At 65.0% G+C, this 23,445-nt stretch carries 24 protein-coding genes and 2 pseudogenes; 11 read left to right on the top strand and 15 right to left on the bottom strand.

The features are described from left to right. Positions 1-76: 76 nt before the first annotated feature. The 3 genes from ACLIVD_RS20590 to ACLIVD_RS20580 form a co-directional block, all read right to left on the bottom strand. A complete protein-coding gene (locus ACLIVD_RS20590) occupies positions 77-748 on the bottom strand; it encodes a TetR family transcriptional regulator (protein WP_317569712.1) in 672 nt (223 codons plus the stop codon). A gap of 85 nt (positions 749-833) precedes the next feature. Next, positions 834-1,697, bottom strand: a complete 864-nt coding sequence (locus tag ACLIVD_RS20585; protein ID WP_317569713.1) for an alpha/beta fold hydrolase — start codon at positions 1,695-1,697, stop codon at positions 834-836. A 27-nt stretch (positions 1,698-1,724) separates the two neighbouring features. Further along, positions 1,725-2,516 carry an SDR family NAD(P)-dependent oxidoreductase gene (locus ACLIVD_RS20580; RefSeq protein ID WP_317569714.1) on the bottom strand — a complete coding sequence of 264 codons (792 nt, stop codon included), beginning with the start codon at positions 2,514-2,516 and terminating at the stop codon, positions 1,725-1,727. 107 nt (positions 2,517-2,623) lie between these two features. Here ACLIVD_RS20580 and ACLIVD_RS20575 point away from each other — a divergent pair, with 107 nt between their 5' ends. The 8 genes from ACLIVD_RS20575 (at position 2,624) to ACLIVD_RS20540 (ending at position 10,336) form a co-directional block, all read left to right on the top strand. Further along, positions 2,624-3,586 carry a PDR/VanB family oxidoreductase gene (locus ACLIVD_RS20575; RefSeq protein ID WP_491930541.1) on the top strand — a complete coding sequence of 321 codons (963 nt, stop codon included), beginning with the start codon at positions 2,624-2,626 and terminating at the stop codon, positions 3,584-3,586. Between the two features lie 24 nt (positions 3,587-3,610). Next, positions 3,611-5,044, top strand: coding sequence for an MFS transporter (locus ACLIVD_RS20570; protein WP_491930540.1), 1,434 nt, complete (start codon positions 3,611-3,613; stop codon positions 5,042-5,044). A gap of 192 nt (positions 5,045-5,236) precedes the next feature. Continuing rightward, positions 5,237-6,754, top strand: coding sequence for a class I adenylate-forming enzyme family protein (locus tag ACLIVD_RS20565; protein WP_491930539.1), 1,518 nt, complete (start codon positions 5,237-5,239; stop codon positions 6,752-6,754). A gap of 35 nt (positions 6,755-6,789) precedes the next feature. After that, on the top strand, positions 6,790-7,632 hold the full coding sequence (locus tag ACLIVD_RS20560; RefSeq protein ID WP_317569719.1) for an enoyl-CoA hydratase-related protein: 843 nt from the start codon (positions 6,790-6,792) through the stop codon (positions 7,630-7,632). A gap of 481 nt (positions 7,633-8,113) precedes the next feature. Continuing rightward, positions 8,114-9,013: an alpha/beta fold hydrolase gene (locus ACLIVD_RS20555; RefSeq protein WP_317569721.1), complete on the top strand. Its 900-nt coding sequence runs from the start codon at positions 8,114-8,116 to the stop codon at positions 9,011-9,013. 239 nt (positions 9,014-9,252) lie between these two features. Continuing rightward, positions 9,253-9,411, top strand: a complete 159-nt coding sequence (locus ACLIVD_RS20550) for a hypothetical protein (protein WP_283352113.1) — start codon at positions 9,253-9,255, stop codon at positions 9,409-9,411. Between the two features lie 93 nt (positions 9,412-9,504). After that, positions 9,505-10,023, top strand: coding sequence for a hypothetical protein (locus ACLIVD_RS20545; RefSeq protein WP_283352114.1), 519 nt, complete (start codon positions 9,505-9,507; stop codon positions 10,021-10,023). 64 nt (positions 10,024-10,087) lie between these two features. Further along, on the top strand, positions 10,088-10,336 hold the full coding sequence (locus ACLIVD_RS20540; RefSeq protein WP_491930538.1) for an NIPSNAP family protein: 249 nt from the start codon (positions 10,088-10,090) through the stop codon (positions 10,334-10,336). Positions 10,337-10,357: 21 nt separating this feature from the next. On the opposite strand, the gene zigA is transcribed toward ACLIVD_RS20540, so the two are convergent. The 6 genes from zigA to ACLIVD_RS20510 all read right to left on the bottom strand — a co-directional run bounded on the left by zigA (position 10,358) and on the right by ACLIVD_RS20510 (position 16,030). Continuing rightward, complete coding sequence (zigA, locus tag ACLIVD_RS20535; protein WP_491930537.1) at positions 10,358-11,584, bottom strand: zinc metallochaperone GTPase ZigA; 1,227 nt, start codon at positions 11,582-11,584, stop codon at positions 10,358-10,360. A 97-nt stretch (positions 11,585-11,681) separates the two neighbouring features. Continuing rightward, positions 11,682-12,320, bottom strand: coding sequence for a nitrile hydratase subunit beta (gene nthB, locus ACLIVD_RS20530; protein ID WP_491930536.1), 639 nt, complete (start codon positions 12,318-12,320; stop codon positions 11,682-11,684). 26 nt (positions 12,321-12,346) lie between these two features. Further along, positions 12,347-12,970, bottom strand: a complete 624-nt coding sequence (gene nthA, locus ACLIVD_RS20525; protein ID WP_317569723.1) for a nitrile hydratase subunit alpha — start codon at positions 12,968-12,970, stop codon at positions 12,347-12,349. A 71-nt stretch (positions 12,971-13,041) separates the two neighbouring features. Beyond that, positions 13,042-14,601: an amidase gene (locus ACLIVD_RS20520; RefSeq protein WP_491930535.1), complete on the bottom strand. Its 1,560-nt coding sequence runs from the start codon at positions 14,599-14,601 to the stop codon at positions 13,042-13,044. After that, positions 14,601-15,674: an aliphatic aldoxime dehydratase gene (oxdA, locus tag ACLIVD_RS20515; protein WP_491930534.1), complete on the bottom strand. Its 1,074-nt coding sequence runs from the start codon at positions 15,672-15,674 to the stop codon at positions 14,601-14,603. The genes ACLIVD_RS20520 and oxdA overlap by 1 nt, the downstream gene beginning before the upstream one ends. Positions 15,675-15,820: 146 nt before the next feature. Beyond that, the gene (locus ACLIVD_RS20510; RefSeq protein ID WP_491930533.1) at positions 15,821-16,030 is read right to left on the bottom strand and encodes a hypothetical protein; all 210 of its coding nucleotides are present in this window, start codon (positions 16,028-16,030) and stop codon (positions 15,821-15,823) included. Between the two features lie 380 nt (positions 16,031-16,410). Here ACLIVD_RS20510 and ACLIVD_RS20505 point away from each other — a divergent pair, with 380 nt between their 5' ends. Beyond that, on the top strand, positions 16,411-17,457 hold the full coding sequence (locus ACLIVD_RS20505) for a helix-turn-helix domain-containing protein (protein ID WP_348539673.1): 1,047 nt from the start codon (positions 16,411-16,413) through the stop codon (positions 17,455-17,457). Positions 17,458-17,551: 94 nt separating this feature from the next. On the opposite strand, the pseudogene ACLIVD_RS20500 reads toward ACLIVD_RS20505, so the two are convergent. Continuing rightward, a pseudogene (locus ACLIVD_RS20500) lies at positions 17,552-18,028 on the bottom strand (citrate/2-methylcitrate synthase); the annotation flags it as partial. A 10-nt stretch (positions 18,029-18,038) separates the two neighbouring features. On the opposite strand from ACLIVD_RS20500, the pseudogene ACLIVD_RS20495 reads away from it, so the two are divergent. Beyond that, positions 18,039-18,353 (top strand): annotated as a pseudogene (locus ACLIVD_RS20495) (class I adenylate-forming enzyme family protein); the annotation flags it as partial. A 142-nt stretch (positions 18,354-18,495) separates the two neighbouring features. Here the strand turns inward: ACLIVD_RS20495 and ACLIVD_RS20490 are convergent. From ACLIVD_RS20490 to ACLIVD_RS20480, 3 genes are all read right to left on the bottom strand, one after another. Beyond that, positions 18,496-19,083 (bottom strand): TIGR03086 family metal-binding protein, encoded by a 588-nt coding sequence (locus ACLIVD_RS20490; RefSeq protein WP_283333964.1) that lies wholly within the window; start codon positions 19,081-19,083, stop codon positions 18,496-18,498. A gap of 140 nt (positions 19,084-19,223) precedes the next feature. Further along, a complete protein-coding gene (locus tag ACLIVD_RS20485; protein ID WP_280784312.1) occupies positions 19,224-19,634 on the bottom strand; it encodes a VOC family protein in 411 nt (136 codons plus the stop codon). Positions 19,635-19,721: 87 nt separating this feature from the next. Further along, positions 19,722-19,991 carry a DUF7218 family protein gene (locus ACLIVD_RS20480; RefSeq protein ID WP_283333967.1) on the bottom strand — a complete coding sequence of 90 codons (270 nt, stop codon included), beginning with the start codon at positions 19,989-19,991 and terminating at the stop codon, positions 19,722-19,724. 180 nt (positions 19,992-20,171) lie between these two features. Here ACLIVD_RS20480 and ACLIVD_RS20475 point away from each other — a divergent pair, with 180 nt between their 5' ends. Then, positions 20,172-20,684 carry a DUF421 domain-containing protein gene (locus tag ACLIVD_RS20475; RefSeq protein WP_283333969.1) on the top strand — a complete coding sequence of 171 codons (513 nt, stop codon included), beginning with the start codon at positions 20,172-20,174 and terminating at the stop codon, positions 20,682-20,684. Positions 20,685-20,736: 52 nt separating this feature from the next. Here ACLIVD_RS20475 and ACLIVD_RS20470 read toward each other — a convergent pair whose 3' ends face one another. Beyond that, entirely contained in the window at positions 20,737-21,702 is a 966-nt protein-coding gene (locus ACLIVD_RS20470; protein WP_491930532.1) for a proline dehydrogenase family protein, read from the bottom strand. After that, a complete protein-coding gene (gene pruA / locus ACLIVD_RS20465; RefSeq protein ID WP_317569734.1) occupies positions 21,702-23,357 on the bottom strand; it encodes an L-glutamate gamma-semialdehyde dehydrogenase in 1,656 nt (551 codons plus the stop codon). The genes ACLIVD_RS20470 and pruA overlap by 1 nt, the downstream gene beginning before the upstream one ends. Positions 23,358-23,445: the final 88 nt, after the last annotated feature.

The following is a 23,445-nucleotide window of genomic DNA, read 5'->3' as shown; positions in this document are numbered from 1 at the left end:
ACGCGGTGCCCCACGGATTCGATCCGTGGGGCACCGGTGCGTCGTGGGCGGTTCGCGCGGGGAACGGCGGACTCGCTCAGTTGGCCGAAACCCTGGTGTTGTCGGAGGGCGCGGCTTCCGTGATCGCGATACTTTCGTGGCGCACCACGCCGTGAAGGAAACTGCGAATCATTTCCTCGAACAACTGCCGGGAAGTCATCTCGTTTGCGGCGAGAGCCTTGGACAGCAGGGGCTGCGACTCCGGGTCGACGTTCGGGAAGATCGTGGACTTGGTGCTCGGCTTGCGCATCGCCTCGGTGAGCACCGCGCCGAGCGTCAGGCGCTCCATACCGTCGAGAATCTGGACGTGCAGGTGCGCGGGCACTCCGGACTCCTCGAGAAACCGGGCGGTGTCCTCGTAGGTGCCGATCAGCAGGTCACGGGGCAGATATTGCAGCAGGATCGGCGCGGCGTTGCGGTGTTTGAGGATCGACCGGCGAAGGTTCATGCTCAGCGTCACGAAGAATTCGGGCCAGTCCGGGCCGGGCTTGCGTCGCGGTAGGTTTCCGGCGCCGGCGATCTGTCGAGCGACCGCTTCGAGAATCTCCGATTTGTCGGAGAAATGATGGTAGAGCGAGGGTGCACGCACTCCGATGTGTTTAGCCAGGCGTGGCAGGCTGAACGCATCGAGTCCCTCGGAGTCGATGATCTCGATGGACGCTGCCACGGCGGCTGCGCGACTGATCAGAGGTTTCGACGGTCGGGCCATATCTCGCTTTCGGTTCGAGCAGTACGCCGGGCCTGGTCGGCACGGCAGATGGTCAGAATGGTATATGTTTCCGTCGGTAAGGTGGTCATACGGTGAGAACCGCCTCGTCGAGGAACTCCACCAAGCCTCGACTCAAGACGTCGTTGTCGTCGCCGCCCACCATGTGCCCCGCGCCGCCCACATCGATATAGCGCGACCCCGGAATCAGCTCCAGGAGTTCGCGCGCTCCTTCCGGACTGACCACATCGGACTGTGCGCCACGGATGAGTAACGTCGGGACTCTGATCGCCCGCGCCGCGGCGCGGGCACGAATTTCGCGCGCGGCCGTCGCGTCCGCCGAATTCGTCCTATCCGACAGCATTCGCGGATCCCAATGCCAGTACCAACGACCGTCGTGCTCACGCAGGTTCTTGCGCAAACCCTCCACCCGCGGCGCGCGACTCCGGTGCGGGTTGTATTCGATCACTGCTCCGAGCGCGTCCTCGAGGCTGTCGAAGCCGGACAAACCGGCTTGCATGAATTCGGTGATCTTGGCGAGTCCCTCCGGTTCGGCCTTCGGGGTGATGTCCACCAGGACCAGCGCCCGGGCAATACCTGGTTCGTCGCCTGATGCGACAAGTGAGGCCATGCCGCCCATGGACGCTCCGACGAGCACCGGGGGTTCACCGAGGTCGGCGACGACTGCGCGAATGTCGCGGGCGTGCGCGTCGGGGCTGTAGTCGCCGTCGGTCGACCACTGGCTGTCGCCGTGGCCGCGTGCGTCGATGCAATACGCGCGCCAACTCTGCTGGGCCAGCCGTATTCCGGTGCGCTGCCACGAGTGCCTGGTTTGGCCGCCGCCGTGGAGCAGCAGGACCGTGCCTTTCGGTTCCCGCCGGGGTTCCCACAGGTCGGCAACCAGTGAAACGCCGTCGCCGCGGAGGGTGGTCACCTTGGTGGAGTACGTCATGGTTGCATGGTCCTTCCTCGTCGGGAATCAGTGTCCGGAAGTGCCGCCGTCGACGGCGAGCGTCGAGCCGGTGATGTAGCCGGAGGCGCGACTGGCGAGGAACACCACAGCTCCGTCGATCTCGCGCTGTGTAGCGGTGCGGCCGAGAGAACTGCCGCGCAGGAACTCGTCGAGCGTATCCGACGACATCTCGGAGATCAGGTCGGTCTCCACAAATCCTGGCGCGATCGCATTGACGCGGATGCCCTTTCGCTTAGACCACTGATGCGACAGGTCGCGGGTCAGGCCGATCATGCCCGCTTTACTGGCAGCGTATGCAGCTTGGGGAAGTGCCGATTTGATGAGGCCGAGCATGCTCGCGACATTGACGATGGTCGAGCCCGGGCCCATCACGCGTCCACACGCTTGCGCTGCCCAATAGCTGCCCATGAGGTTCACGTCGAGGACTGCGCGGAAGTCTTCGGGGCGCTCGCGCGTCGCCGGCGCGGAGCTGGTCACTCCGGCGTTGTTGATCAGGATGTCGAGGCGGCCGAACTCGGCGACAGCGGCCTGGGCGAGCGCATCACACTGCTCGGGCACAGTGACGTCGGTAGGTGCGACCAGGCAGCGGCGACCGGTGGCCTCTACTGTCACCGCGACGGCTTCGAGGTTTTCGCGCCGGCGTGCGGCGATCACCACGTCGGCACCTGCCTCGGCGAGCGCGCGGGCGAATCCGGCGCCCAGGCCGCTGCCGGCGCCGGTCACGACAGCGACGGATCCGTCGAGTCTGAACAGGTCGAGGACCGTGTCACTCTGGTCCGGCGATGAGTGTGGGGTCATGGCGATCTCCTGTGCGCGTCGTGGATATCGGTGGCCAGGCTTGCGTCCCGTAAACCTAACTGCTTAAGATTATAGGGCACGTGAAGTCTATGGGAACGAGAGTGCCGATGACCGGAAGCGCCAACACCGAACAACGCAAAATGCGAGTGATCGGCAAAGACGTGCTTGCTCACGGTGTCATGGCAGTTCGACTCGCGGATCCCGATGGCGGCGCTGTCCCATCATGGGAGCCCGGAGCGCATATCGACGTGATCATCGACAGGTCAACGGTGCGGCAATACTCCCTGTGTGGCGACGCATCCGACACCACCTCCTTGGCGATCGCGGTGCTCCGCGAAGAGGACGGCCGCGGTGGATCGCGCTGGGTGCACGACTCGCTGCAAGTCGGAGACCTGGTCGCGATCGCAGGCCCGCGCAACAATTTCACCCTCGAGCCCGCGCAGTCCTACCTTTTCGTTGCGGGCGGTATCGGCATTACGCCCCTGTTGCCGATGCTCCGTTCGGCCGAAGCTGCCGGCGCCGACTGGCGCCTGCTGTACGGCGGCCGAACACGCACCAGCATGGCTTTTGCCGACGAGCTGGTAGCTCGGTACCCCGGCCGAATCGAGCTGCGACCCCAGGACGAATACGGGATCCTCGACCTTCCTGCTGCCCTCGACGCCGTCCCCGACGGCACCGCGGTGTACTGCTGCGGACCGGAGCCGCTCCTGCGGGCGATCGAAAACGAATGCCTCGCGCATCCGAACGTGAGACTGTACGTCGAGCGGTTCGCTGCCAAGGAGCGGCCGGCCGATGCGGTCGACGGATCGTTCGCGGTCGAACTCCGGCGCGCGGGCAGGACCATCACCGTCGATGCGAAGGAAAGCGTGCTCGACGCCGTACTCCGGTCCGGTGTCGACGCCCCCTTCTCGTGCCGTGAGGGTACGTGCGGGACGTGCGAAACCCGAGTCCTGGAGGGCGTTCCCGAGCATCGGGACTCAATCCTCAACGAAGACGAACCGTCCGAGAACGACTGCATGATGATCTGTGTATCGCGAAGCTGCACAGCAAAACTCGTGCTCGATCTCTGACCGGAATCGCAACGAGGAGATGCCGTGACCCAGGCACCCGATAGGGCCCACCTCGCCGCCCCCGAGTCGGCATGTAGATCGGCGCTGCTGGTCCCGGCGCTCTGCTTCATCGTGATGATCACGTCGATGATGCAGACCGCCGTCGTACCGCTCCTGCCGGCAATCGCGGTGCAGCTCGACGTGGGCACGGATGCTGTCGGTTGGACAGTGACAGCGAATCTCCTTGCAGCCGCAGTGTGTACACCACTGTTGGGTCACCTCGCCGATCGACATGGTCCACGGAGGGTGATGCTCGCCGTGCTGGGCGCGGTACTGATCGGCTCGGTGCTGTGTGTCGCGTGGAACGGGTTGCCGTCACTCATCGCCGGTCGAGTTCTGCAGGGAGTGTCGTACGCGTTGTTCCCCGTCGGTGTGGCGGTAGTGCGAGGCGCACTGGGGGCGCACCGTGTTCCGATGGCGCTCGGCGTCATGTCTGGGGCATTGAGTGTCGGCGGCGGTGTGGGAATGATCGCGGCCGGACTCCTGTACACCGAAGGGGCCGACTATCGACGCGTCTTCTGGATGCTGTTGGTACTCACAGTGTTAGCAATGGTCGTCGGGTGGCGCGTTATTCCGCATACCCCGGGGTCGGGACCGCGCGACGGGTTCGACTTCTGGGGTATGGTCGGGCTCGCGTTCGGCCTGCCGGGGCTGCTGTTGGCGTTGGCGCAAGGTGGGACGTGGGGATGGCTGTCGCTGCGGACACTCGGTTGCGCTGTCACCGGTGCGCTGGTGCTTGCCGCCTGGCACCGGCACGAACGGAGGACCACTGCACCGCTAATTGCTCCGGCGCTTCTGACGGCGCGGTTGGTGGCTCCGGCACATGTCGCGGCTTTCCTGGTGGGTGTCGCGATGTTCGTGCAGTTCCTGGCCGTCGCGACGTTCGTGCAGATCTCCCGAGAAGAAGCGGGATACGGCTTCGATGCGTCGGTACTCGAGACCAGTCTGGTGTACCTGCTGCCCGGACAGCTTGCCGGTATGGCTGCGGCGGCCGTCAGTGGACTCGTAGTCCGACGGTTCCCCGCCCACAAGGTGCTGACCGCAGCATGCGCCGTCGGTGTGTGCGGATTCGTGATGCTGATACTTGCTCATGACTACACGTGGCAGGTGATTACGGCGGTTGCGGTGATCAATGTCTTCGTCATAGTCGCCTACGGTGCGTTGCCGTCGATGCTCATCGGCAGCAGTCCTCCGGGAAGCACAGGGGCGGTGAACGGCATCAACGCGATCGCCCGGACATTCGGAAGTTCACTGGCCAGTGCCTTGGTTGCGGTGTTGCTCGCGACCATCACGATCCCGGGCACCTCGACGCCCACAGAACAGGCGTACATCGTGGTGTTCGCAGTCGGGGGAGCGGCCGCGTTCGCGGCGGGGCTCGTTGCTGTCACAGCGCGCCGTTTTGCAAAATGCAAGACTTGATTGACGTCTCAAATTGGACCATATAGCGTGGGTCGCACGGCGTACGAGCCAGGCTTCCCTGGTCCGATCCGCGCTGAAAACATCTGTCGGTAAATGCGATTCGGCCCGCGCTCTGTGTCATGCACCCCACATGCCCGGTAGAACCCGGTAGAACGACATCGCACATGCGCGACTCACGAAAGGTAAGGACGAATGGCTGCCACCGTCGGTTCGGCATTGCATTGGTGGGCGAAGACCAAGGGAGAGCAGGACGCGCTCATCGTGGCGGGTGAAACCCTCACATACCGCGAACTCCAGGACTGGTCCAGTCGTATCGCCCGGAAAATCGTGGACCTCGAAATCCAACCGGGTCAACGAGTCGGCGTGCTAGGCCCGAATTCGCTGACGTGGCCGGTGATCGCACTGGGCGTCCTCAAGGCCGGCGGTGTACTGATCCCGCTCAACCCACGGTTCAAGCCGGCGGAGCTCCGCAAGGTTGTCGACGACGCCGGTGCCGTCCTGGTCGTCATGCCGAACGAGTTCGCACAGACGGTCGACGCGGCGCGTGAATTGGGTCCCACCTTCGACACGCTCTCGTTCGACGAGCTCGCGCCGCTACGCGCGGGAGGACAGGACGACTTCCGCATCGATCTCGAACCCGACGAACCGACCGCCCTCCTCTTCACGAGTGGCTCCACCGGGATGTCCAAGGGTGTGATTTGCACGAACCGGACGCTGCTCAATATCGCCTTCGAGGCGTCACTCACCGAGGAAGGCTTCCGGCCCGGGTCCACATCACTGCTGGTGTTGCCATTGGTATTCACCCCCGGCCTGGTATGGGGGCTGGTCATGACAACGGTGCTCGGCGGAAAGCTGATCATCGAGAAGGAGCTCGATCCGGGCCGCGCGGCCAAACTTCTCGGTGAACACGATGTCCAGGCCATCTTCGGTGTGCCGTTGATCTTCGAGGCGATCTCGCGTTCACCCGAGTTCGCGGACGCCGACCCGTCGTCGCTGCGCACCGCGATCGTCGGCGGCGCCGCGGTCGCTCCGGCACTGTTGCAGCGCTGGGCGGACAAGGGCGTCGCACTGCGACAGATCTATGGCATGACCGAGGCCGGCGGTGTCGCCACCGCCACCCTCGTCGCCGAAGCCTTCGACCACCCCGACACGTGTGGATCCGGCTCGATCTTCACCGAAGTGAAGGTGGTGCGTCCAGACGGTACCGATGCCGCTCCCGGTGAAGAGGGCGAAATCCTCCTGCGCGGTCCGGGCGTCACCCCCGGGTACTGGAACGACGCCGAGTCGACCGCGGCCGCCTTGCAGAACAACTGGCTGCACAGCGGCGACCTCGGCACCCTCGACGACGAAGGACGCGTCAAGTTTGTCGACCGGCTCAAAGACCTCATCATCACCGGCGGAATCAATATCTCGCCGGTCGAGATCGAGCGGGTCATCTCGGAGATTCCCGGTGTCGAGGAAGTCGCTGTCATCGCAGCCGCTGACGAGCGCTTCGGCGAAACCCCGGCGGCGATCGTCACGGTGAAGGATGGCGTCGATGCAGCGGCAATCATCGAACACTGCGACCGGCTCGTGGCCGACTACAAGGTTCCGCGCTACGTGGTGATCCGGGACGAGCCGCTGCCGCGGCTGCCCAGTGGCAAGCTCTCGAAGACGGCGATCCGGGCCGAATACCGGGACGTGGCAGAACGATTCGACAAGGTCCGCTGAGCCGAAACCGGCGGGGAACTCAGGAAGGAGTCATCGTGCCGGAGACCGGTACCGACGATGCAGTAATACTCGAGCGGCACGGGGAGATCGCGGTTGTGCGATTGAACCGTCCCAATCAGCTCAATGCGTTCACCGACGCGATGTGCTATCGGCTCATCGAAATCTTCGACGAGACTGACGCAGACGACGAGGTCCGTGCGGTGGTCATCACCGGAACGGGACGGGCCTTCTGTGCGGGAGCCGATCTCGCAGCCGGCGGCGACACCTTCGTGCTGGATGACGACCCGGAGACCGGAGGCGCACCGGCCGACACGGGCGGGCAGGTCTCGCTGAGAATCTACCGTTCCCTCAAGCCGGTAATCGCCGCGATCAACGGACCGGCCGCGGGTGTCGGCGTCACCATGACCCTGCCGGCCGACATTCGCATCGCGTCGGAAATCGCGAAGTTCGGGTTCGTGTTCACGCGTCGCGGACTGGTCCCCGAGGCCTGCTCAACCTGGTTCCTTCCGCGGGCCGTCGGTATCTCGACGGCCGTCGAGTGGACAGTGGGCGGCAAGATGGTCTCGGCAGTCGAAGCGCTCGAACGAGGACTCGTCCGTGAACTCGTACCCGCCGATCAAGTGCTCGAGCGGGCACTCGACATTGCGCGGGAACTCGTCTCCGGCACCTCACCGGTGTCGGCAGCTCTGACCCGACAGCTGATGTGGCGGATGCTTGGTGCGTCCGACCCTGAGGTAGCACATCGGGCCGAGTCGATCGGCATCTACGTCCGCGGCACCGCGGACGACGTGCGTGAAGGTGTCGACGCATTTCTCGAGAAGCGCGAGCCGAAGTTCCCGAACCGGGTTACGGATGGATTGCCAAACCTGTTCGAGTAGTGCATCGGTAATCATCAGCCCTCCGGGATTCGACACTGTCCCTCGGCGTATCGCACGATCCGTTCAGTGATCTCGTCGGGCTGCCGGCGAAGACCATGCCCCCGTGTGGTGGCGGCTCCACAGGCGCAGCCGCCGCCACCGGATGGGTGGGGGCACCGGTGCCACTTCGTTCCGACGCATGGTCACCTCCACACGATCGTCTGTGTACAGAATCGAAAAGTGGGGACGTCCCCTCTGCCTCATCGGGACATCACGGCAGGAGGGTGAATTCGCGGTGAGCACCGCATCGGGGAGCGCGAGATTGATCTGGCGAGTCGACCCATCGACCGGGGTCGGCCAAACTCAGAGACACCGACGCAGTCGGCTGAACCAGGTTCAACCTGTCTTGATACAACATGCAACGAGTGCGCGGTGAATCATGTTCGCCCCGTAGTGCAACATGATAAGGAATGCTCAGCTCGACAATGTTGGTGAGGAACCCATGGATCCCGTAGTCACACAGTCCGAACTCCGCGGTGCCGGTGTCACGCTCGCTGCCGACCGGTGGGATCCGCCGTCCCAGGAGGCAGGCGGATCGGGTGTCGACAGGAAAGGCATGGTGCTGTTGCTGCACGGCGGCGGGCAGACGCGGCATTCCTGGCGAAACACCGGCCGCAGCCTCGCGGCGGACGGCTGGTCCGCCATCGCCGTGGACGCACGCGGGCATGGGGACAGTCAGAGGGCGCCGGACGGGGACTACGGCATCGATGCACTGGTTGCCGACCTGACGTCGGTCGTTTCGGAGTTGGGTGAGAAGCCGGTACTCGTCGGTGCCTCGATGGGCGGGATGACGTCGCTGATCGGGCAGGGGGAGAACCCGGATCTCGCTCGCGGTCTGGTCTTGGTCGATATCGCACCGAAGGTCGAGACCAGCGGCACCGCGGAGATCATGGCGTTCATGCGCAGTGGCCTCGAGGGTTTTGCGAGCCTCGACGAGGCTGCGGCGGCGATCGCGGCGTATACCCCGAACCGGGTGCGTAAGCCCAACCCGGACGGGTTGCGTAAGAACCTGCGTCTGCGTGATGGCCGCTGGTTCTGGCATTGGGATCCGGCGTTCCTGCGCCAGGGCGACGAACCGACTCGTCAGGCGGATTCGATCGTGCGCTACGAACGCGCACGGAAGGCCGCGGCCGCGGTCACGGTTCCCACGATGCTGGTGCGTGGCAAGGAGTCGAAAGTGGTCAGCGAGGAAGGCGCCAAGGAGCTGCTCGAGCTGATTCCGTCCGCGAAGCTGATCGACGTGACCGGGGCCGGGCATATGGTCGCCGGCGACGACAACGATGTCTTCAGTGGCGGATTGACGGGATTTCTCGACGAAGACGTTATCGCAGCGCGTTACTGATGCGGTTGAGGCTCGGTTGCAGCGGCGACCGGATTCGGCGCCGAAACCGGTCGCCGTCCGACCGATCCGTCCGTAGGCGATCAGATTGGGTCGTGATCGTCAATGCTGCACTGTCGGAACAGTTTTCGAATCCGACGAGCGACGCGATCGCCGCCGCTCAGGGTGCGAGGGGCGTGGGCGGCTGAACTGCAACCCAGGGCTTCCCGCACGGTCTCGGCGGCGCCGACGACGTCATTGCGATGCCGCTGCAGTGCTCCACCCAATGGGACGGTCTCGGGCACATCTTCGACCACGGCCGAGCCTGGAACGGGCGCCGGGCAGGGCAGGTCGTCACCTCGCAGGGCGATCAGGTCACCGGCGCCGTCGGCGCCCCGGTCAACCCGATTGCGATCAAGTGAGCACGACCATGCAACAGGGCAGGTTGGCCGGGAAGGTCGCGGTGCTCACCGGCACCGCCTGCGCAAGGCCGGGAGGCGGCGTTGCGTTTCGTCATGGCCCACGAAGTCGACCTCGTGTTCCTCCCGATCAAACATGCCTGGAAGTACCTGGCGCAGTCGGCGAATGCGTCTGTGATCCTGGTCGGATCCACGGCCGGGGTGACCGGTTCGGTCACCAACACCCGGCTCGCGCACACCGCCTCCAAGGGTGCGGTGGTCGCGATGACGAAACAGCTCGCGGCGGAGGGCTGCCCCGGCAGCGGCGAAGCACTGCGCCTGCAGGGACTCACAGCGCATATCGCCACCGAGGAATGGGCCGCCGCTTGTGTGGACTATCTCGAGACGATCGACACCCTCGATGCCGACCGAATCGGTCTCGTCGGCTGGTCTCTCGGCGGCTACTACGCACCGCGGGCGGCCGCGTTCGCGAAGGCGTGGGGTGCCAACCACGACTGGGGCAAGGTACAGCGTCGTCGCGTCGACCGTGAGGGCGAACACCCGGTGCCGCACTACTGGGAACATGTGATGTGGGTATGGGGCCATGACGACCTGGCCACCGTCGCCGGTAGCTGAGACACAATCTGGTCGGGGGCCATTTGGGTTGACGGCCTAATGGCCCGCCGTGAAAGGACGCAGCATGTTCGAACTGAAGACCTACACCCTGCGCACCGCCGAAACACTCGACCAGTACGCGAACGTTCACTGGCCCCGGCATATCAGCAGCCTCGGCAAGCATGGGATCACCACCCATGGAATCTGGACAGAACACAGCGACGATTCGCACCGGCTGATCGCGCTCGTCTCCTACCGGCCCGACGCCGACATCGAGCAGGTCACCCGCGACTTCATTACCAGTCCTATGGGGATTCGCGAGGTGGTTGCGTAGGAACTCGAGGTGGTGTCGGGGTCAGGCGGTGTGTGTTTGGGCAACGGTGCTGATGACCTGGTCGGTATGGCCGTCGCCGAGTGGGTCGGGCCAAGTTGTCCAGGTGTCGGGGCCGAGTTCGATCTCGGCGGTGGTCAGCAGACACGCGTCGAGTTGGTGGCGCAGTGCGGCGGGGTCGATTCCCTGGCCGATGAAGACCAGCTCTTGCCGGCAGTCACCAACTGGTTCTTCCCACTTGTCGAGAATCCCCGCACGGCGGTAGTCGTCCTCCGGCCAGTAGGATTCGGGCAGGAACTTCCACCAGCGTCCGACGTAGCCGTGTCGGATCAGGTGGCCGGCCTGGGAGATGCTGCCGATCTCGGTGAATCGGCTTGCGTTCCAGTAATAGCCTTTGGCGCGGAGGAGACGACCGTTGGTCCATTCGCTGGTGAGGAACTGGTGCAGCCGCCCGGGGTGGAAGGGGGCGCGTTCACGGTAGACGACGGAACTGATTCCGTATTCCTCCGTCTCGGGGGTGTGTTCGCCCTGTAATTCTTGGAGCCAGCCGGGTGCCTGGGCGGCCATCTCCAAGGAGAACAGCCCGGTGTCCAAGATGGTGTCGAGGGGGATTTGGCCGTGGGACATCGACTGTATGCGCGCAGTGGGGTTGAGTGAGCGCAGGACTGCGGTCAGTTCGGTCAGATGCTCCGACGTGACGAGGTCGGCTTTGCTGACCAAAATGACATCCGCGAACTCGATCTGATCGACCAGCAGGTCGGAGATGTCGCGTTCGTCGTCGGGTGCGTCGGTCTGGACGCGGCCGCCGGTCTGGTAGTCGTGAAGGAAGCTGTGGGCGTCGACGACGGTCACCATGGTGTCCAGGCGGGCGATATCTGCCAGAGCGTGTCCGTCGGTGTCGATGAAGGTGAACGTCTCGGCGACCGGTAGCGGCTCGGAGATGCCGGACGATTCGATCAGGAGGTAGTCGAATCGTCCATCGGCGGCCAGCGCACTGATTTCCGCGAGAAGGTCCTCGCGCAGGGTGCAGCAGATGCAGCCGTTGGTCATCTCGACGAGCTTCTCTTGTGAACGGCTCAGTGAGATCTCCCGTTCGACTTCGGCGCTGTCGATGTTGATCTCGCTCATGTCGTTGACGATGACGGCGACCCGCCGTCCCTCCCGGTTTCGCAGGACCTGGTTGAGGAGGGTGGTTTTACCTGCACCCAGAAATCCTGACAGCACGGTCACAGGAAGTCGTGTGTCGGCCATTGTTCGGAGTCCTTCCGACGGTCGGGGAGATCGGCTATGGAGGGCGTGGGCGGGAACGCGAACCCGCCCACGCCGTTGGTGACAGTGCGGCAGCGGGTCAGGCTGCCGGTTCGAGGTACCCCTCGAACAGGTCGACTACGACGCTGCCGGCGTCGGTGTCGTCTCCGAACAGGTCCTCGGCCGCGAACGTGACGTGGTAGGTCGGTTCCTCCCCGGCGTCAGCGCGGCCGTGGCCGATGGCGTCGGGGAACGGCCATTTCTCGCCGGTGCGGTGGGTGACGGTCCCGACCCTGCCGCGGCAGTAGGCGGGCATCCGGATATGACCGGGAACGTACTCGTCGCGGACCCGGACACGCTGCCCGACCTCGAAGGTGGTGGTGTCGGCGCGGGCAGGACGTCCCTCCGACTCGGCGGGCCGGGACAGGGGGAACGGGCCCCCGGCGAGGACTTCGAGCTCGTCGGGGGTGAGGATTCCCTTCTCGACCATGAGGGTGGCAACGCCGATGACGTACCTCTCGTAATAGGGCGTCATCATGTAGTGGCGCGGTTCCATCCGTTCGACGACGTGGCGGACCTCGTCGACACTGAATGCCCCCAGATCCGCCGCTCCGAGGAAGAGCAGGCTGTAGGGCAGGTGTTCCCACTCGGCGTGGAAGGTGGGGCCGATGTCGGCGTCGACGGTGTGGGGCACCTTGCCGAATCCTTGAACACCGGCGAGATCGTGTACTCCATCCATGGGTCTATCTCCTTCGGTTCGGTGGTTCAGTTGGCCGGGACGTGCGGGACAGCGACCCCGATGAGGCAGTCCTTGGTCACGATCTGTTGCAGTTGCTCTCGGCTCCAGCCTTCGGTGCCGGCCGGCCGCTGGGGGAGCACGATGTAGCGGGTCTCGGCTGTGGTGTCGTACACGCGGATCTCGACATTCTCCGGGATGTCGGTGCCCATCTCCGACAGCACTTTTCGAGGTTCACGGACGACGCGGGCGCGGTACTCGAAGCTCTTGTACCAGGTCGGCGGCAGCCCGAGGATGGGCCACGCGGTGCACGAGCACAGGGAGCATACGATGACGTTCTTGAGGGTGGGGGTGTCTTCGAGCGCCACGATGTATTCGCCCTGCGGTCCCAGATAGCCGTACTGGTCCACGGCCGCGGTGCCGTCGGTGAGGAGCAGGTCGCGGAATTCCGGGTCGGTCCAGGCTCGCGCAACGAGTTCGGCGCCGCGTTTCGGGCTGAAGTCCTCCTCGAAGGTCTTCTTCCACCCTTCGGTGTAACCCTCCGGGACGAGACCCTTTCCGTCGAGCGCACGGAACAGGGCCCACGCGCGATCCGACGCCGGCGCTTGAGCTGGTGCCGCGTTGTCTGGTGTGTGTTCGATCGTTGCCGACATTGTTTCCACTTTCTGTAGGGGCTGATACTTGTGAAGTGGTGGTGTGAGTGGGCGGGTAGACGCGCCTTGTCTCAGGCGAGACTCAGACGTGCAGCGGTAGCCGGTTGGCCGGTCGCCGTGGGGAAGGCGCCGCGGATCTGTTCGAATGCGTGGCCGGCGCGTAAGACCGTGGCGTCGTCGAATCGTTTCCCGATGATCATCATTCCGACGGGAAGGCCGTTCACCAGACCTGCCGGCACTGACAGGGCGGGGTGGCCGGTGACATCGAATGGGGCGGTGTTCGCGATCATTCCGAGGGCTTTGGTGACGTAGGTGACCCGGTCGACATCCTGCGCCGGTAGTTCGGAGGCGACGTAGGGCAGGGTCGGCATGACCAGGACGTCGTAGGTTTCCAGCGCCGCATCGTAGGCGGCGCGAGCGCGCGGTACCAGGTTGCGGGCCTTGCCGTAGCTCGATCCGCCCAACGCGGTGACACCGTGATGGCCGCACAAGGCGACGAGTTTGACGGTTTCGGACAGGGCATCAGCGTGCTGGATGCGGTGCTGCGCAAAGTACGCCATCAGTTCGGGATCGTAGAGGCCGTCTGCGTTGAGGCCGTAGCCGTTGCCGTCGAGCATCTGATAGGCGCCGCCGTCGGTGGCGATCACGTTCCACACGTGGAACGCGTGCAGATGCCACGGAACGCTCACCTCGTCGACCACGCCACCAGCCTCGGTGAAGCGGTGTGCAGCCGCACGGACCGCATCATCGACCTCCGGCTGTGAGATCGCGTGCCCGAATCCCTGGCTCACGACGCCGACCCGCAGGCCGTCGATCCCGGAGTTGAGGGTCGACAAGTAATCATCCACCACGAGGTTGTCCGGCTGGCGGGGATCGTGGCCGTCACGGCCGGCGATCACCGACAGAAGCAGGGCCGCGTCTTCGACCGTTCGGGTGATGGGCCCGAGATGATCGATCGTGCGCTCGATGGGGAAGGCACCGGTGTACGGGACCAGCCCGAACGTGGGCTTGTGACCGACTACGCCACAGAATGCGGCCGGAATGCGGATCGACCCACCCTGGTCGCCGCCGATCGCGAGATCGACATCGCCGGCCGCGACGAGGGCGGCGCTGCCACCGGAGGATCCACCGGCCTCGCGGTCACGGTCCCACGGGTTGCGCACCGGACCGGTGGCCGGGGTGAAGCTCGAACCGGAAAAGCACAGATCCTCACACACCGCCTTGCCCGCCACCGTGGCGCCGGCATCGAGCAGTCGGGTGACCACGGTTGCATCACGGGTGGGAACGAACCCCTCCAACGATCGCGATCCGTTCATCATGGGCACGCCGGCCACGGTCACGTTGTCCTTGATCGCCACCCGCCGGCCGGTCAGCGGCCCACCCGCCGCGGTCGAGATGCTCGTGGTTACATACCATGCGCCCAAGGGATTGTCGCTCGCATCAGGTGTCGCATGATCGCGGGAGGGTGCCGAGAAACTCTCGTCCGCATACAGGTCGTCGACTACGTCGTACGAACCGAGCGCGCCATCGACCAAGCCTGCGAACTCCAGCCGAGTCGCAGCATCAAAATGTAGGCCGTAATGATCTGCGGCAGAACCGATTGCGTCGTCGTTCGGTCGGATGACTGTCATCAGGTGGCGCTCCTCACGTGCTTGACCGGTTGGGCGTCGCGCATCATGCCGGTCTGGGGGTGGCAGTTGATGTACTCGTACAGCTGGTTGCACGCGTCGAACACCGAGACCTCGTGATAGAGCCGAAGTTTTGACAGGCCGGCGGCGACGCGGAAGAAGGTGGTGAAGATTCGCAGATGGGTCGGATGGGATTCTGCCCAGCGCTCGAGTTTGTCGAGCGAACCCCAATGGCCGATGTTGTAGCTCAGATCGAGATAGTTCCCTTCCAGATCGATGTTGCGCACGAACCTGTTGCTGTAGCAGCCCACCGACTCGCCGTTGTCGCGAAGGAAATCCATGCCCTGCTGCAAGGTCGGGAGAATTTCCTCGAGATACAGGGCGCGCTCTTCGGATTCGGCATCCTTCCAATCCTGGCCGGACCGAATCAGCGCGATATTGTCGTGGCCCTGTACCACCACACGGCCACCCGCTGCAGGATCGCCGCTGATCACCCGCAGATCGCCCGAGGGCTGCATCCAGTCATTCTGGGAGATCGGGAAACGTTCGCGCATCGAACCCCAGTACCCGTGTTCGTTGATCTCGCCGCTGATCCCGTCCATGACAGCGCCGATACCGGGGAGGTGGTCCTGAAAGGCGTAGAGCGTTTCGAATTGCTCGGCCCGCGGGGCAACGATCTCGCGGAAGTAGCCAAGTCCCTCGGACAGTCGTTCATTCGATGCCCACCAGTCGGCCGCGGCTGAGCCTTGTATCCAACGAGTTTGGGCAGCAACGTCTTTCCAGTATCCGACGACAATCAGATTCTCGTAGCCCTGATTGTCCGCATGATGGGTCAGGTCGTGGTGCAACGGGCCGTCGTCGAGATCGAAGCCGGCAACGATGTCGCGCATGGCCGCAAGCGCGGCTGGGCGTTGCTCGTCGCCGCGGAACTGCACGCCGAGATACGCCATGACCACCTGCTGCAGGCGCTCGTCAGCGCGTCCCACCCACATCGGGAAAGGGGGTTGGTAGTCGTCGGGCACACGCCGAGTCAAGCTCCGCGGACATGTGAGATGGTCGCCGATTGCAGATTCCATGAAGACTCCTCATTCATGAGTTGGGGCTTGCCGAGAACGTTCGGCAACTCGGTTGGTGGTCGAAACTACCGCGCTGTCCCGGTGTGGATTTGACTGCGAGCGACAGGTAGTTCGACGATCAGTGACACTCGGCGCCGATCCTGTGGTCACTGCCGGAGAGCTGTGGCGCCGAAGTCGTCGGCGTACACGCTGTCGTCGTGTGCACCCGCCAAGTGTGCGTGCAGCGCCACTGACCGTCGATGGGCTCGTGTCGTCGCGATTCTGTTGACACCCTCCCTCAGGTCGGCCGGCCAACGGTAGGGGCGGATCAGCGTTCGGAGAAGTGCCATGACAGCGTCGAGCAGCAGGAGTGGCATGCTATCTCGCTCCGCGAGGAGCGATTACTCCGTGGGGGTCCACAGCGTGACGAACGGCGATGACTTCCATAGTTTGTCCTTCTGTCGACATCGACGATCCGCTAGCGGCCGGGACGAGGAATCGTCAATCGGTCCAGGATGTCCTGTGAGCCATCCGGGTCTTTCCGGCGTACTCGAACGGTAGGGGCTTCCGGGGCGTGATGTTTGACGCTCAGCGACCACCCCCTTTGCACTCCGCGACATCGTCATCGCGGGGAGGAACCACTGGCGCCGGAATTCGCAGGGTTCGAGTGTTTCTTCCGCGTAAATAGGCGAGCGCGCGTTGACATGCGGTTTCCCCGCTCATAGCGTTGGGTTCACGCGAGGAGAGGAAGCTGTTCATGACGTCGTTGCCACCGCCTGATGGCGACCTCGTGCATGGGGACTGCTCGGATTGCCGGCCCGCGAACACACCAGTGCTGCAACCGTCACTGTCGCGCGCCGGGTCGACACCTCATCAGCGTCGCGAGGTGGTTCGGACCACCACGCTCGGCACCTGGATCGACACGATCCGCGACACCTTCGTTGCGCTGGATATCGATCCCGCCGAGCCCACGCACTTCACCGGCGCGGTCCATACCCGGCATTTCGCGCACCTGATGGCTGCCGACGTCACCGCGACATCGCAATCCTTCCGCCGAACGGCGAGGCTTGCCAACCGCCACCCACTCGATTTGATGCAGATCGGCATGGTTGTCGCGGGTGAGGGCCAGCTCATCCAGGACGGACGTACCTGCATTCTCGGCCCGGGTGATTTCGCCCTCTACGAGACCTCGCGACCCTTTACCTGGAACCTGCATCCGGACTGGCACCTGCGAGTGTTCACCTGGCCGCGCGCCTCGGTGTCGCTCACCGAGAGCCAGTCACAGCAGTTGACAGCGCGGACCGTCAGCTCCACTTCCCCTGTGGGACAGTTACTGTCACCAATGTTGTCCAGGCTCCTCGTCGCCGACGGGGAGGTCTCCTCCGGAGGCGCGATCGGGCTCGCCGGCGGTTTGGCCGACCTGGCCATCACCGCGGCGCAGGAGGAATGTCAGCCCGACGATCCAGATGCCGCCATGCGGGAGTTGCACGCGAACATGGTGCAGTACATCGGACAGCACCTCGACGACCCGGACCTGTCCCCGTCCGGGATCGCTCAGGCTTTCTTCGTCTCCACCAGAACCGTCCACAGGGTGTTCGCTCGCTTCGACGCAACCGCTGCTGCCACGATTCGCGAACACCGACTCGAGGCCTGCCGCCAAGCGATGGTGGCCCCACGCAACATCCCCCGATCCCTGACCGACATCGCGGCCCAGTTCGGGTTCATCGATCTGTCCGTATTCAGCAGAGCATTCACGGCGACCTACGGCATCAGTCCGAGCCGCTACCGCGAACAGCACCGATGATCGAGGCCCGAGGGCCCATCCGCCGCCAGTAGGCGCCCGCCCGCGGACGGCGTCTTGCGCGGCCCTGCGTCGCGTTTCTCGGCGGTGTCGATCTCTACGTCGAGGCGATCTGGTCCCAGCCGCCGACGGATTCGGGGGTGCGGGGTGCGGGTCCGGTGTAGATGGCGCCGGGGCGGACGAGCTTGCCGAGGCATTTCTGCTCGAGGATGTGGGCGCACCAGCCGGCGGTGCGGCCGCAGGTGAACATCGCGGGCATCATGTGCGCGGGGACCTCGGCGAAGTCGAGGATGACCGCGGCCCAGAATTCGACGTTGGTTTCGATGGCCCGGTCGGGGCGGCGTTCGCGCAGTTCGGCGAGGGCGGCCTGTTCGAGGGCGGCGGCGGCCTCGTAGCGGGGGGCGTTCAGGGGTTGGGCGGTGGCGCGGAGCACCCGGGCGCGGGGGTCTTCGGCGCGGTAGACGCGGTGCCCGAAGCCCAATAGCTTTTCCTTGCGGTCGAGGATGCCCTTGGCCAGGGCGCGGGCGTCGCCGGACTTCTCGGTGTCCTCGATCATCGGCAGGACGCGGGCGGGGCCGGGGTAGACCCTCGCGATAATGGACGAGTCCGGCGCCGTGCTTCCCCCGGGAGAGGTCGGCGAGGTCGTCGTTCGCGGCGCCAACGTGATGCACGGCTATCTGGGGCGTCCGGAGGAGACAGACCGGACCATCGTCGACGGCTGGCTCCACACGGGCGACGTCAGCCGACTCGACGAGGACGGGTACCTCACCCTCGTCGACCGCATCAAGGACATGATCATCCGCGGCGGCGAGAACATCTACCCCAAGGAGATCGAGAACGCACTCGCCACCCACGACGGAGTCCTCGAAGCGGCCGTCGTCGGAGCGCCCCACGAGTTGAAATAGCCGATGTCGGAATCTGTTTCGTTCCCCTTCGATTTGCCGTGTGATCCGTGACATTATTCGCGGGGAGGGTGGTCCGAAATATTCCGCCGGGCTCGAGTTCGCCTCGAGCTTTGTCCGCGGCGGACAGTGCGGACGGCTACGTGGCGGCGGGAACCCACTGTGGATCGCGGCCGGTGAGGCCGAGCAGTTGCTCGAGCAGTGGCGCGGAGTCAGGAACGGTCACCGGTCGCCCGAACAGTCCGGGCGTGCCGTGCGGGTTCTGGTCGGCCGATGACTTCGCGAACTCGTATGCGGCGCTGAGTAGTTCCGGTGCGCTGTGGAAGTTCTGATCGGTGGCGACGGCGAGGTCCCAACCGTGCACGACGATCTCGTCCACCGCGACCGCGCCCGCGACGTCGGCCGGTAGGTCGAGTCCACCTGCCTGGGTCATCCCGTGCCACGCCGCCTCCTCGCGCCAGGCGCCGGCGAGCGCGGCCAGACGCTGCGGGATCCGGGTGCGCCAGTCGGTGCCGAGGCGAGCGGCGTCGGCGGAGGGTGGTTGGCTTCCCCCGGCGGGCGGTGCCTTCGTCGCGGCGGCGGTGAACGCAAGCGACAGCCCGTCGATGTGGTCGAGGAGGTCACCGACGGTGAGCTCCGGGCACGGTGTCGGTGCTGTGAGTTGATCGTCGCGCACGGACTCGACGAGAGAGGCCATTACGTCGGTGGCGGGTTCGAGATCGAACATTCTCAGCACTCCTCGCGTCGGTCACTGTGCGGATCGGTGGTGGTTCCACGGTACGACGTGGTGCATCGATCGAGGTCGAAATCCAGGTCATCGGCCATGATGGGATCGAGCGAGCTCCCGGTGTCTGTCGCCAGGGCGTCCTACCGGGGTTTGGCTATCAGCACTTCCCCTTCGAGTCCGTCGGGGTCGCGGAAGAAGATGCTCTGGACGGCGCCGAAGTCGTTGACGGCTCCGTCGCTGGCCGCCTCATCGATCAGACGTTGCCGAATCGTGGCGAATGCTTCGTGTGAGGCGGCCTGCAGGCCGACATGATCGATGCGTCCCCGTCCCCACATGGGTGTTTGGCGCTCAGGTTCGGTGTTGCCTTCGATCACGAAGATGTTCAGTTCGGTGTGCGGGCCGATGCGGATGACGGTCATCGTTTCTCTGCCGTCGTCGCCGTGGGTGCGTGTGGGTCCGACGTCGGCGTCGAACACATCGGCGTAGAACCGGCCCAAGCGGGCGGCGTCCTTCGAGATCCAGGCGATGTGGTTGATACCGTCGAGCAGCACGCTGTTCTCCTGACGTTCGGGTTGCAACGGCTCGTGAGGCCTCGATCCTGCAGGATCGAAAGGCCTCACACATGGGCAGCCGCCCGGCTAATGAGTGCGAAGCTCGTCGATGAGCTCCTTCTTGTTCAGTTTCGAATAGCCCTGCAAACCCAGCTCTTTGGCACGTTTCTGGAGCTCGTCGACCGTCCAGTCCTCGTATGACTGCGACTTCCCGCCCGACTTTCCGACGTTCTCGCGCCCACGACTGGCCGCGGCATTGGAGATTCGTGCGGCCTTCTCCTTGGAATCGCCCTTCTCGCGGAGTTCCTCGTACATTTCCTGGTCTTTGAGTTGGGGTTGTGAATCCTTGCGTGCCATCTCGTGTTCCTCCCATCCGAAACATCGACGCTGCTGCATCTTCCGCCTACCCGTGCCACAAGCGAATCAAACAACACCTCGTGTGCAGTGCAGTCGCGCGCAGTTAATTTCGACTTGTTCGAGACCCTGGGATGAACACCCGAGCCGTCCGCAGAGACCAGCGACGCTTCGCGGACCTACATGACGATCGATCCACCGCCCGGAGACACACTCACCCTGGGCTTCGACGCCTACATTCAGCCTTCGAGTCAGCTCGGCCACTCGGGATCGGTCTCGGTGTCCTGGTGCCCTGATGGAGATCGTGATCCGTGCGGCGGTCCTGTCGTCATGGGCGACCTCGTTCAGCAGGGCGTGACGCAACAGGACTACTCCGTGACGTCCGCAGTCCTCGCGGTCGGAGTGTTCGCCCTGCTCACACTGGCCCTGGCATGGGCCAATGCGCGATTCCCCCGCGTGCGTGGGGTCACGCACGGTGTTCCCGTCATCATCGTTCGTGACGGGATACCCGACCTGCAGCGGCTACGCACCGAGCGAATGTCGCTGGACGACCTGATGGCGGATGCCCGGCATAAGGGCATCCGCCGGTTCGACGAAATCGAGCTTGCCGTGCTCGAGACCAACGGCCGCGTTTCGTTCTTCACCCGGGCGGGTGGCGCGGGCGAAGGTGCGCCGGAGCAACCGGTTATCGCGTGAGATGCGGTCGGAGTCGCTCCGGCCTGGCGTACCGCGACGGCGTCCCGAGCCCTTACTTCGTCGAGGTCAGTGACCTGAGAAAGAAGGCCAGGTTGGCGGGGCGTTCGGCGAGACGGCGCATGAAGTAGCCGTACCACTGCTCGCCGTAGGGCAGATAGACCCGCACGTGTTGCTGCTGCTCGACCAGACGCAACTGCTCGGTGTCCCGGATGCCGTGGAGCATCTGGACCTCGAACTCGTCGGTGGTGCGACCCGTGGCCTTCGCCTGCGCCAGTGCGGCCTCGACCATGGCCGGATCGTGGGAGGCGACCATCGGGTAGCCCTCACCGTTCATCAGGACCCGCAGACACTGCAGGTAAGCCTCGTCGACCGCGGGCTTACCTTGGTAGGCAACAGATGCGGGTTCCTTGTACGCGCCCTTGCACAACCGGATCCGCGATCCGGGCCCGGAGAGGTCCCGGCAATCCGCTTCGGTGCGCTTCAGGTAGGCCTGCAGCACGGTGCCGAGAGTGGGAAAGTCCTCGCGGAGCTCTCCCACGATCGACAGGGTCGAGTCGGTGGTGGTGTGGTCCTCGGCGTCGACCGTGACCCAGACGCCGGCTTCCTCGGCCGCGGTACAGATCATGTGGGCGTTCTCGAGTGCCACGTTGTGACCGTCCCGGGGAAGGCACTGTCCGAGCGCGGACAGCTTCAGGGAGACCTCGATGCTGCGCGGCCGACCGCCGGAGTCAGTGGCCGGGGCACGGTGCGCCAGCGACGACAACAGCGTCAGGTAATGCGACACGGTGCCGGAGGCCTGCCCGAGATCGGTGGTGTCCTCGCCGAGGTAGTCGATGCTGACGTAGCGGCCGGAGCCGAGGACATCGGTGGTCGCGGCCACCGCCTGATCCTCGGTCTCGCCGGCGACGAACCGGTCGACGAGGCCCTTGGTCACCGGAATGCGACTGACCGTGCGTTCCATCCGCGGCGAGCGGGCTGCGGCGAGCAGGGCGGGCCGGAGCAGATCGGCGGCCGCCATCAGATGTCCTCGGTGGAGTCGGCGCCCTGGTGGGGGTAGTGGTGGTCGGTGGCCGGGACGAACGTTTCCTTGATGGTGCGGGCGGAGGCCCAGCGCAGGAGGTTCTGCGGGGAGCCGGCCTTGTCGTTGGTGCCCGACGCCCGGGCGCCTCCGAAGGGCTGTTGTCCGACGACGGCGCCGGTGGGCTTGTCGTTGATGTAGAAGTTGCCGGCGGCGAATCGTAAGTCGTCGGTGGCCTTGGCGATCGCGGTGCGGTCGTCGGCGATGATCGAGCCGGTCAGCGCGTAGGCGGACCCCTTGTCGACCAGGTCGAGGATGTTCTCGAACGATCCGGCGGCGGAGTCGTCGTAGACGTGGACGGACAGGATCGGTCCGAAGTACTCGGTGCGGAAGGCCTCGTCGGTGGGGTCGTCACCGAGCAGGACGGTGGGGTCGACGAAGTAGCCGATGCTGTCGTCGACGTGGCCGCCGGCGGCGATGGTCAGGCTGGGGGTGGCCTTGGCGCGGGCGATGGCGTCGGCGTTGCGGTCGAAGGCTCGCTGGTCGATGACGGCGCCACCAAAGTTCGAGAAGTCGGTGACATCCCCGTATTTCAGGGTCGACGCCTTCTCGATGAAGTCGTTGCCCATCTTCGCCCACACCGACTTCGGGACGAACGCGCGGGAGGCCGCGGAGCATTTCTGTCCCTGGTAGTCGAACGCGCCGCGCAGCAGGGCGGTGGTGAGGGTGTCGGGGTTGGCGGAGCTGTGGGCGAGGACGAAGTCCTTGCCGCCGGTTTCGCCGACCAGGCGTGGGTAGCTGTTGTAGTTCGAGATGTTGTCGCCGACCTGGCGCCACAGGTGCTGGAAGGTGGCGGTGGACCCGGTGAAGTGGATCCCGGCCAGGCGGGGGTCGGCGAGAACGATGTCGGAGACCTCGGCGCCGGGGCCGTTGACGAGGTTGATCACCCCGGGCGGCAGACCGGCGGCCTCGAGCAGTTTCATCGTCCAGTACGCGGCCACGGCCTGGGTCTGCGAGGGCTTCCACACCACGGTGTTGCCCATCAGGGCGGGTGCGGTGGGCAGGTTGCCGGCGATGGCGGTGAAGTTGAACGGGGTGATGGCGTAGACGAAGCCCTCGAGGGAGCGGTATTCGAGCTTGTTCCACACGCCGGGGGAGGAGATCGGCTGGTCGGCGAGGATCTGCCGGGCGAACTGGACGTTGAAGCGCCAGAAGTCGATCAGTTCGCACGGGGTGTCGATCTCGGCCTGGTACGCGGTCTTGGACTGGCCGAGCATGGTTGCGGCGGCGAGGGTTTCACGCCACGGTCCGGACAGCAGGTCGGCCGCACGGAGGAACACTGCGGCGCGGTCCTCGAAGGACAGTGCCCGCCAGGCCGGGGCAGCGGCGGTCGCGGCTGCAACGGCGTCCTGGATGTCCTGGGCGCCGGCATTGGTGAAGGTGCCCAGGACCGCGGCATGCCGGTGCGGCTGGACGACGTCGATCGCGGGGCCGTTGCCGCGCCGGTGCGCACCGCCGATGACGTTGTGGATCTCGGTGGGGTTGGACCCCAGCTCGGCCAGTTTCGCCTGCAGTCGGGCACGCTCGGGGCTACCCGGGGCGAAGGAGCCCACCGGCTCGTTGATCGGCTGGGGCGTGGTGGTGACGGCGTCCATGGAACCTCCTACGGGGGTGTGGCGGCGAAGGAACCGCCGCTCGAACTAGGTGTAGTCAACACCAGAACAGAGCCGAGATATTGAGCCA

The organism is Rhodococcus sp. G6(2025) (genome assembly GCF_058628105.1).
This window is presented reverse-complemented; position numbering and strand designations above follow the sequence as displayed.

Excerpts from the sequence above, each read along its gene's own strand:
- ACLIVD_RS20590 (WP_317569712.1), bottom strand. The coding sequence starts at position 748 with ATGGCCCGACCGTCGAAACCTCTGATCAGTCGCGCAGCCGCCGTGGCA.
- ACLIVD_RS20585 (WP_317569713.1), bottom strand. The coding sequence starts at position 1,697 with ATGACGTACTCCACCAAGGTGACCACCCTCCGCGGCGACGGCGTTTCA.
- ACLIVD_RS20580 (WP_317569714.1), bottom strand. The coding sequence starts at position 2,516 with ATGACCCCACACTCATCGCCGGACCAGAGTGACACGGTCCTCGACCTG.
- ACLIVD_RS20575 (WP_491930541.1), top strand. The coding sequence starts at position 2,624 with ATGACCGGAAGCGCCAACACCGAACAACGCAAAATGCGAGTGATCGGC.
- ACLIVD_RS20565 (WP_491930539.1), top strand. The coding sequence starts at position 5,237 with ATGGCTGCCACCGTCGGTTCGGCATTGCATTGGTGGGCGAAGACCAAG.
- ACLIVD_RS20555 (WP_317569721.1), top strand. The coding sequence starts at position 8,114 with ATGGATCCCGTAGTCACACAGTCCGAACTCCGCGGTGCCGGTGTCACG.
- ACLIVD_RS20550 (WP_283352113.1), top strand. The coding sequence starts at position 9,253 with ATGCCGCTGCAGTGCTCCACCCAATGGGACGGTCTCGGGCACATCTTC.
- ACLIVD_RS20545 (WP_283352114.1), top strand. The coding sequence starts at position 9,505 with ATGGCCCACGAAGTCGACCTCGTGTTCCTCCCGATCAAACATGCCTGG.
- ACLIVD_RS20540 (WP_491930538.1), top strand. The coding sequence starts at position 10,088 with ATGTTCGAACTGAAGACCTACACCCTGCGCACCGCCGAAACACTCGAC.
- zigA (WP_491930537.1), bottom strand. The coding sequence starts at position 11,584 with ATGGCCGACACACGACTTCCTGTGACCGTGCTGTCAGGATTTCTGGGT.
- nthB (WP_491930536.1), bottom strand. The coding sequence starts at position 12,320 with ATGGATGGAGTACACGATCTCGCCGGTGTTCAAGGATTCGGCAAGGTG.
- nthA (WP_317569723.1), bottom strand. The coding sequence starts at position 12,970 with ATGTCGGCAACGATCGAACACACACCAGACAACGCGGCACCAGCTCAA.
- ACLIVD_RS20520 (WP_491930535.1), bottom strand. The coding sequence starts at position 14,601 with ATGACAGTCATCCGACCGAACGACGACGCAATCGGTTCTGCCGCAGAT.
- oxdA (WP_491930534.1), bottom strand. The coding sequence starts at position 15,674 with ATGGAATCTGCAATCGGCGACCATCTCACATGTCCGCGGAGCTTGACT.
- ACLIVD_RS20510 (WP_491930533.1), bottom strand. The coding sequence starts at position 16,030 with ATGCCACTCCTGCTGCTCGACGCTGTCATGGCACTTCTCCGAACGCTG.
- ACLIVD_RS20505 (WP_348539673.1), top strand. The coding sequence starts at position 16,411 with ATGACGTCGTTGCCACCGCCTGATGGCGACCTCGTGCATGGGGACTGC.
- ACLIVD_RS20490 (WP_283333964.1), bottom strand. The coding sequence starts at position 19,083 with ATGTTCGATCTCGAACCCGCCACCGACGTAATGGCCTCTCTCGTCGAG.
- ACLIVD_RS20480 (WP_283333967.1), bottom strand. The coding sequence starts at position 19,991 with ATGGCACGCAAGGATTCACAACCCCAACTCAAAGACCAGGAAATGTAC.
- ACLIVD_RS20475 (WP_283333969.1), top strand. The coding sequence starts at position 20,172 with ATGACGATCGATCCACCGCCCGGAGACACACTCACCCTGGGCTTCGAC.
- ACLIVD_RS20470 (WP_491930532.1), bottom strand. The coding sequence starts at position 21,702 with ATGGCGGCCGCCGATCTGCTCCGGCCCGCCCTGCTCGCCGCAGCCCGC.
- pruA (WP_317569734.1), bottom strand. The coding sequence starts at position 23,357 with ATGGACGCCGTCACCACCACGCCCCAGCCGATCAACGAGCCGGTGGGC.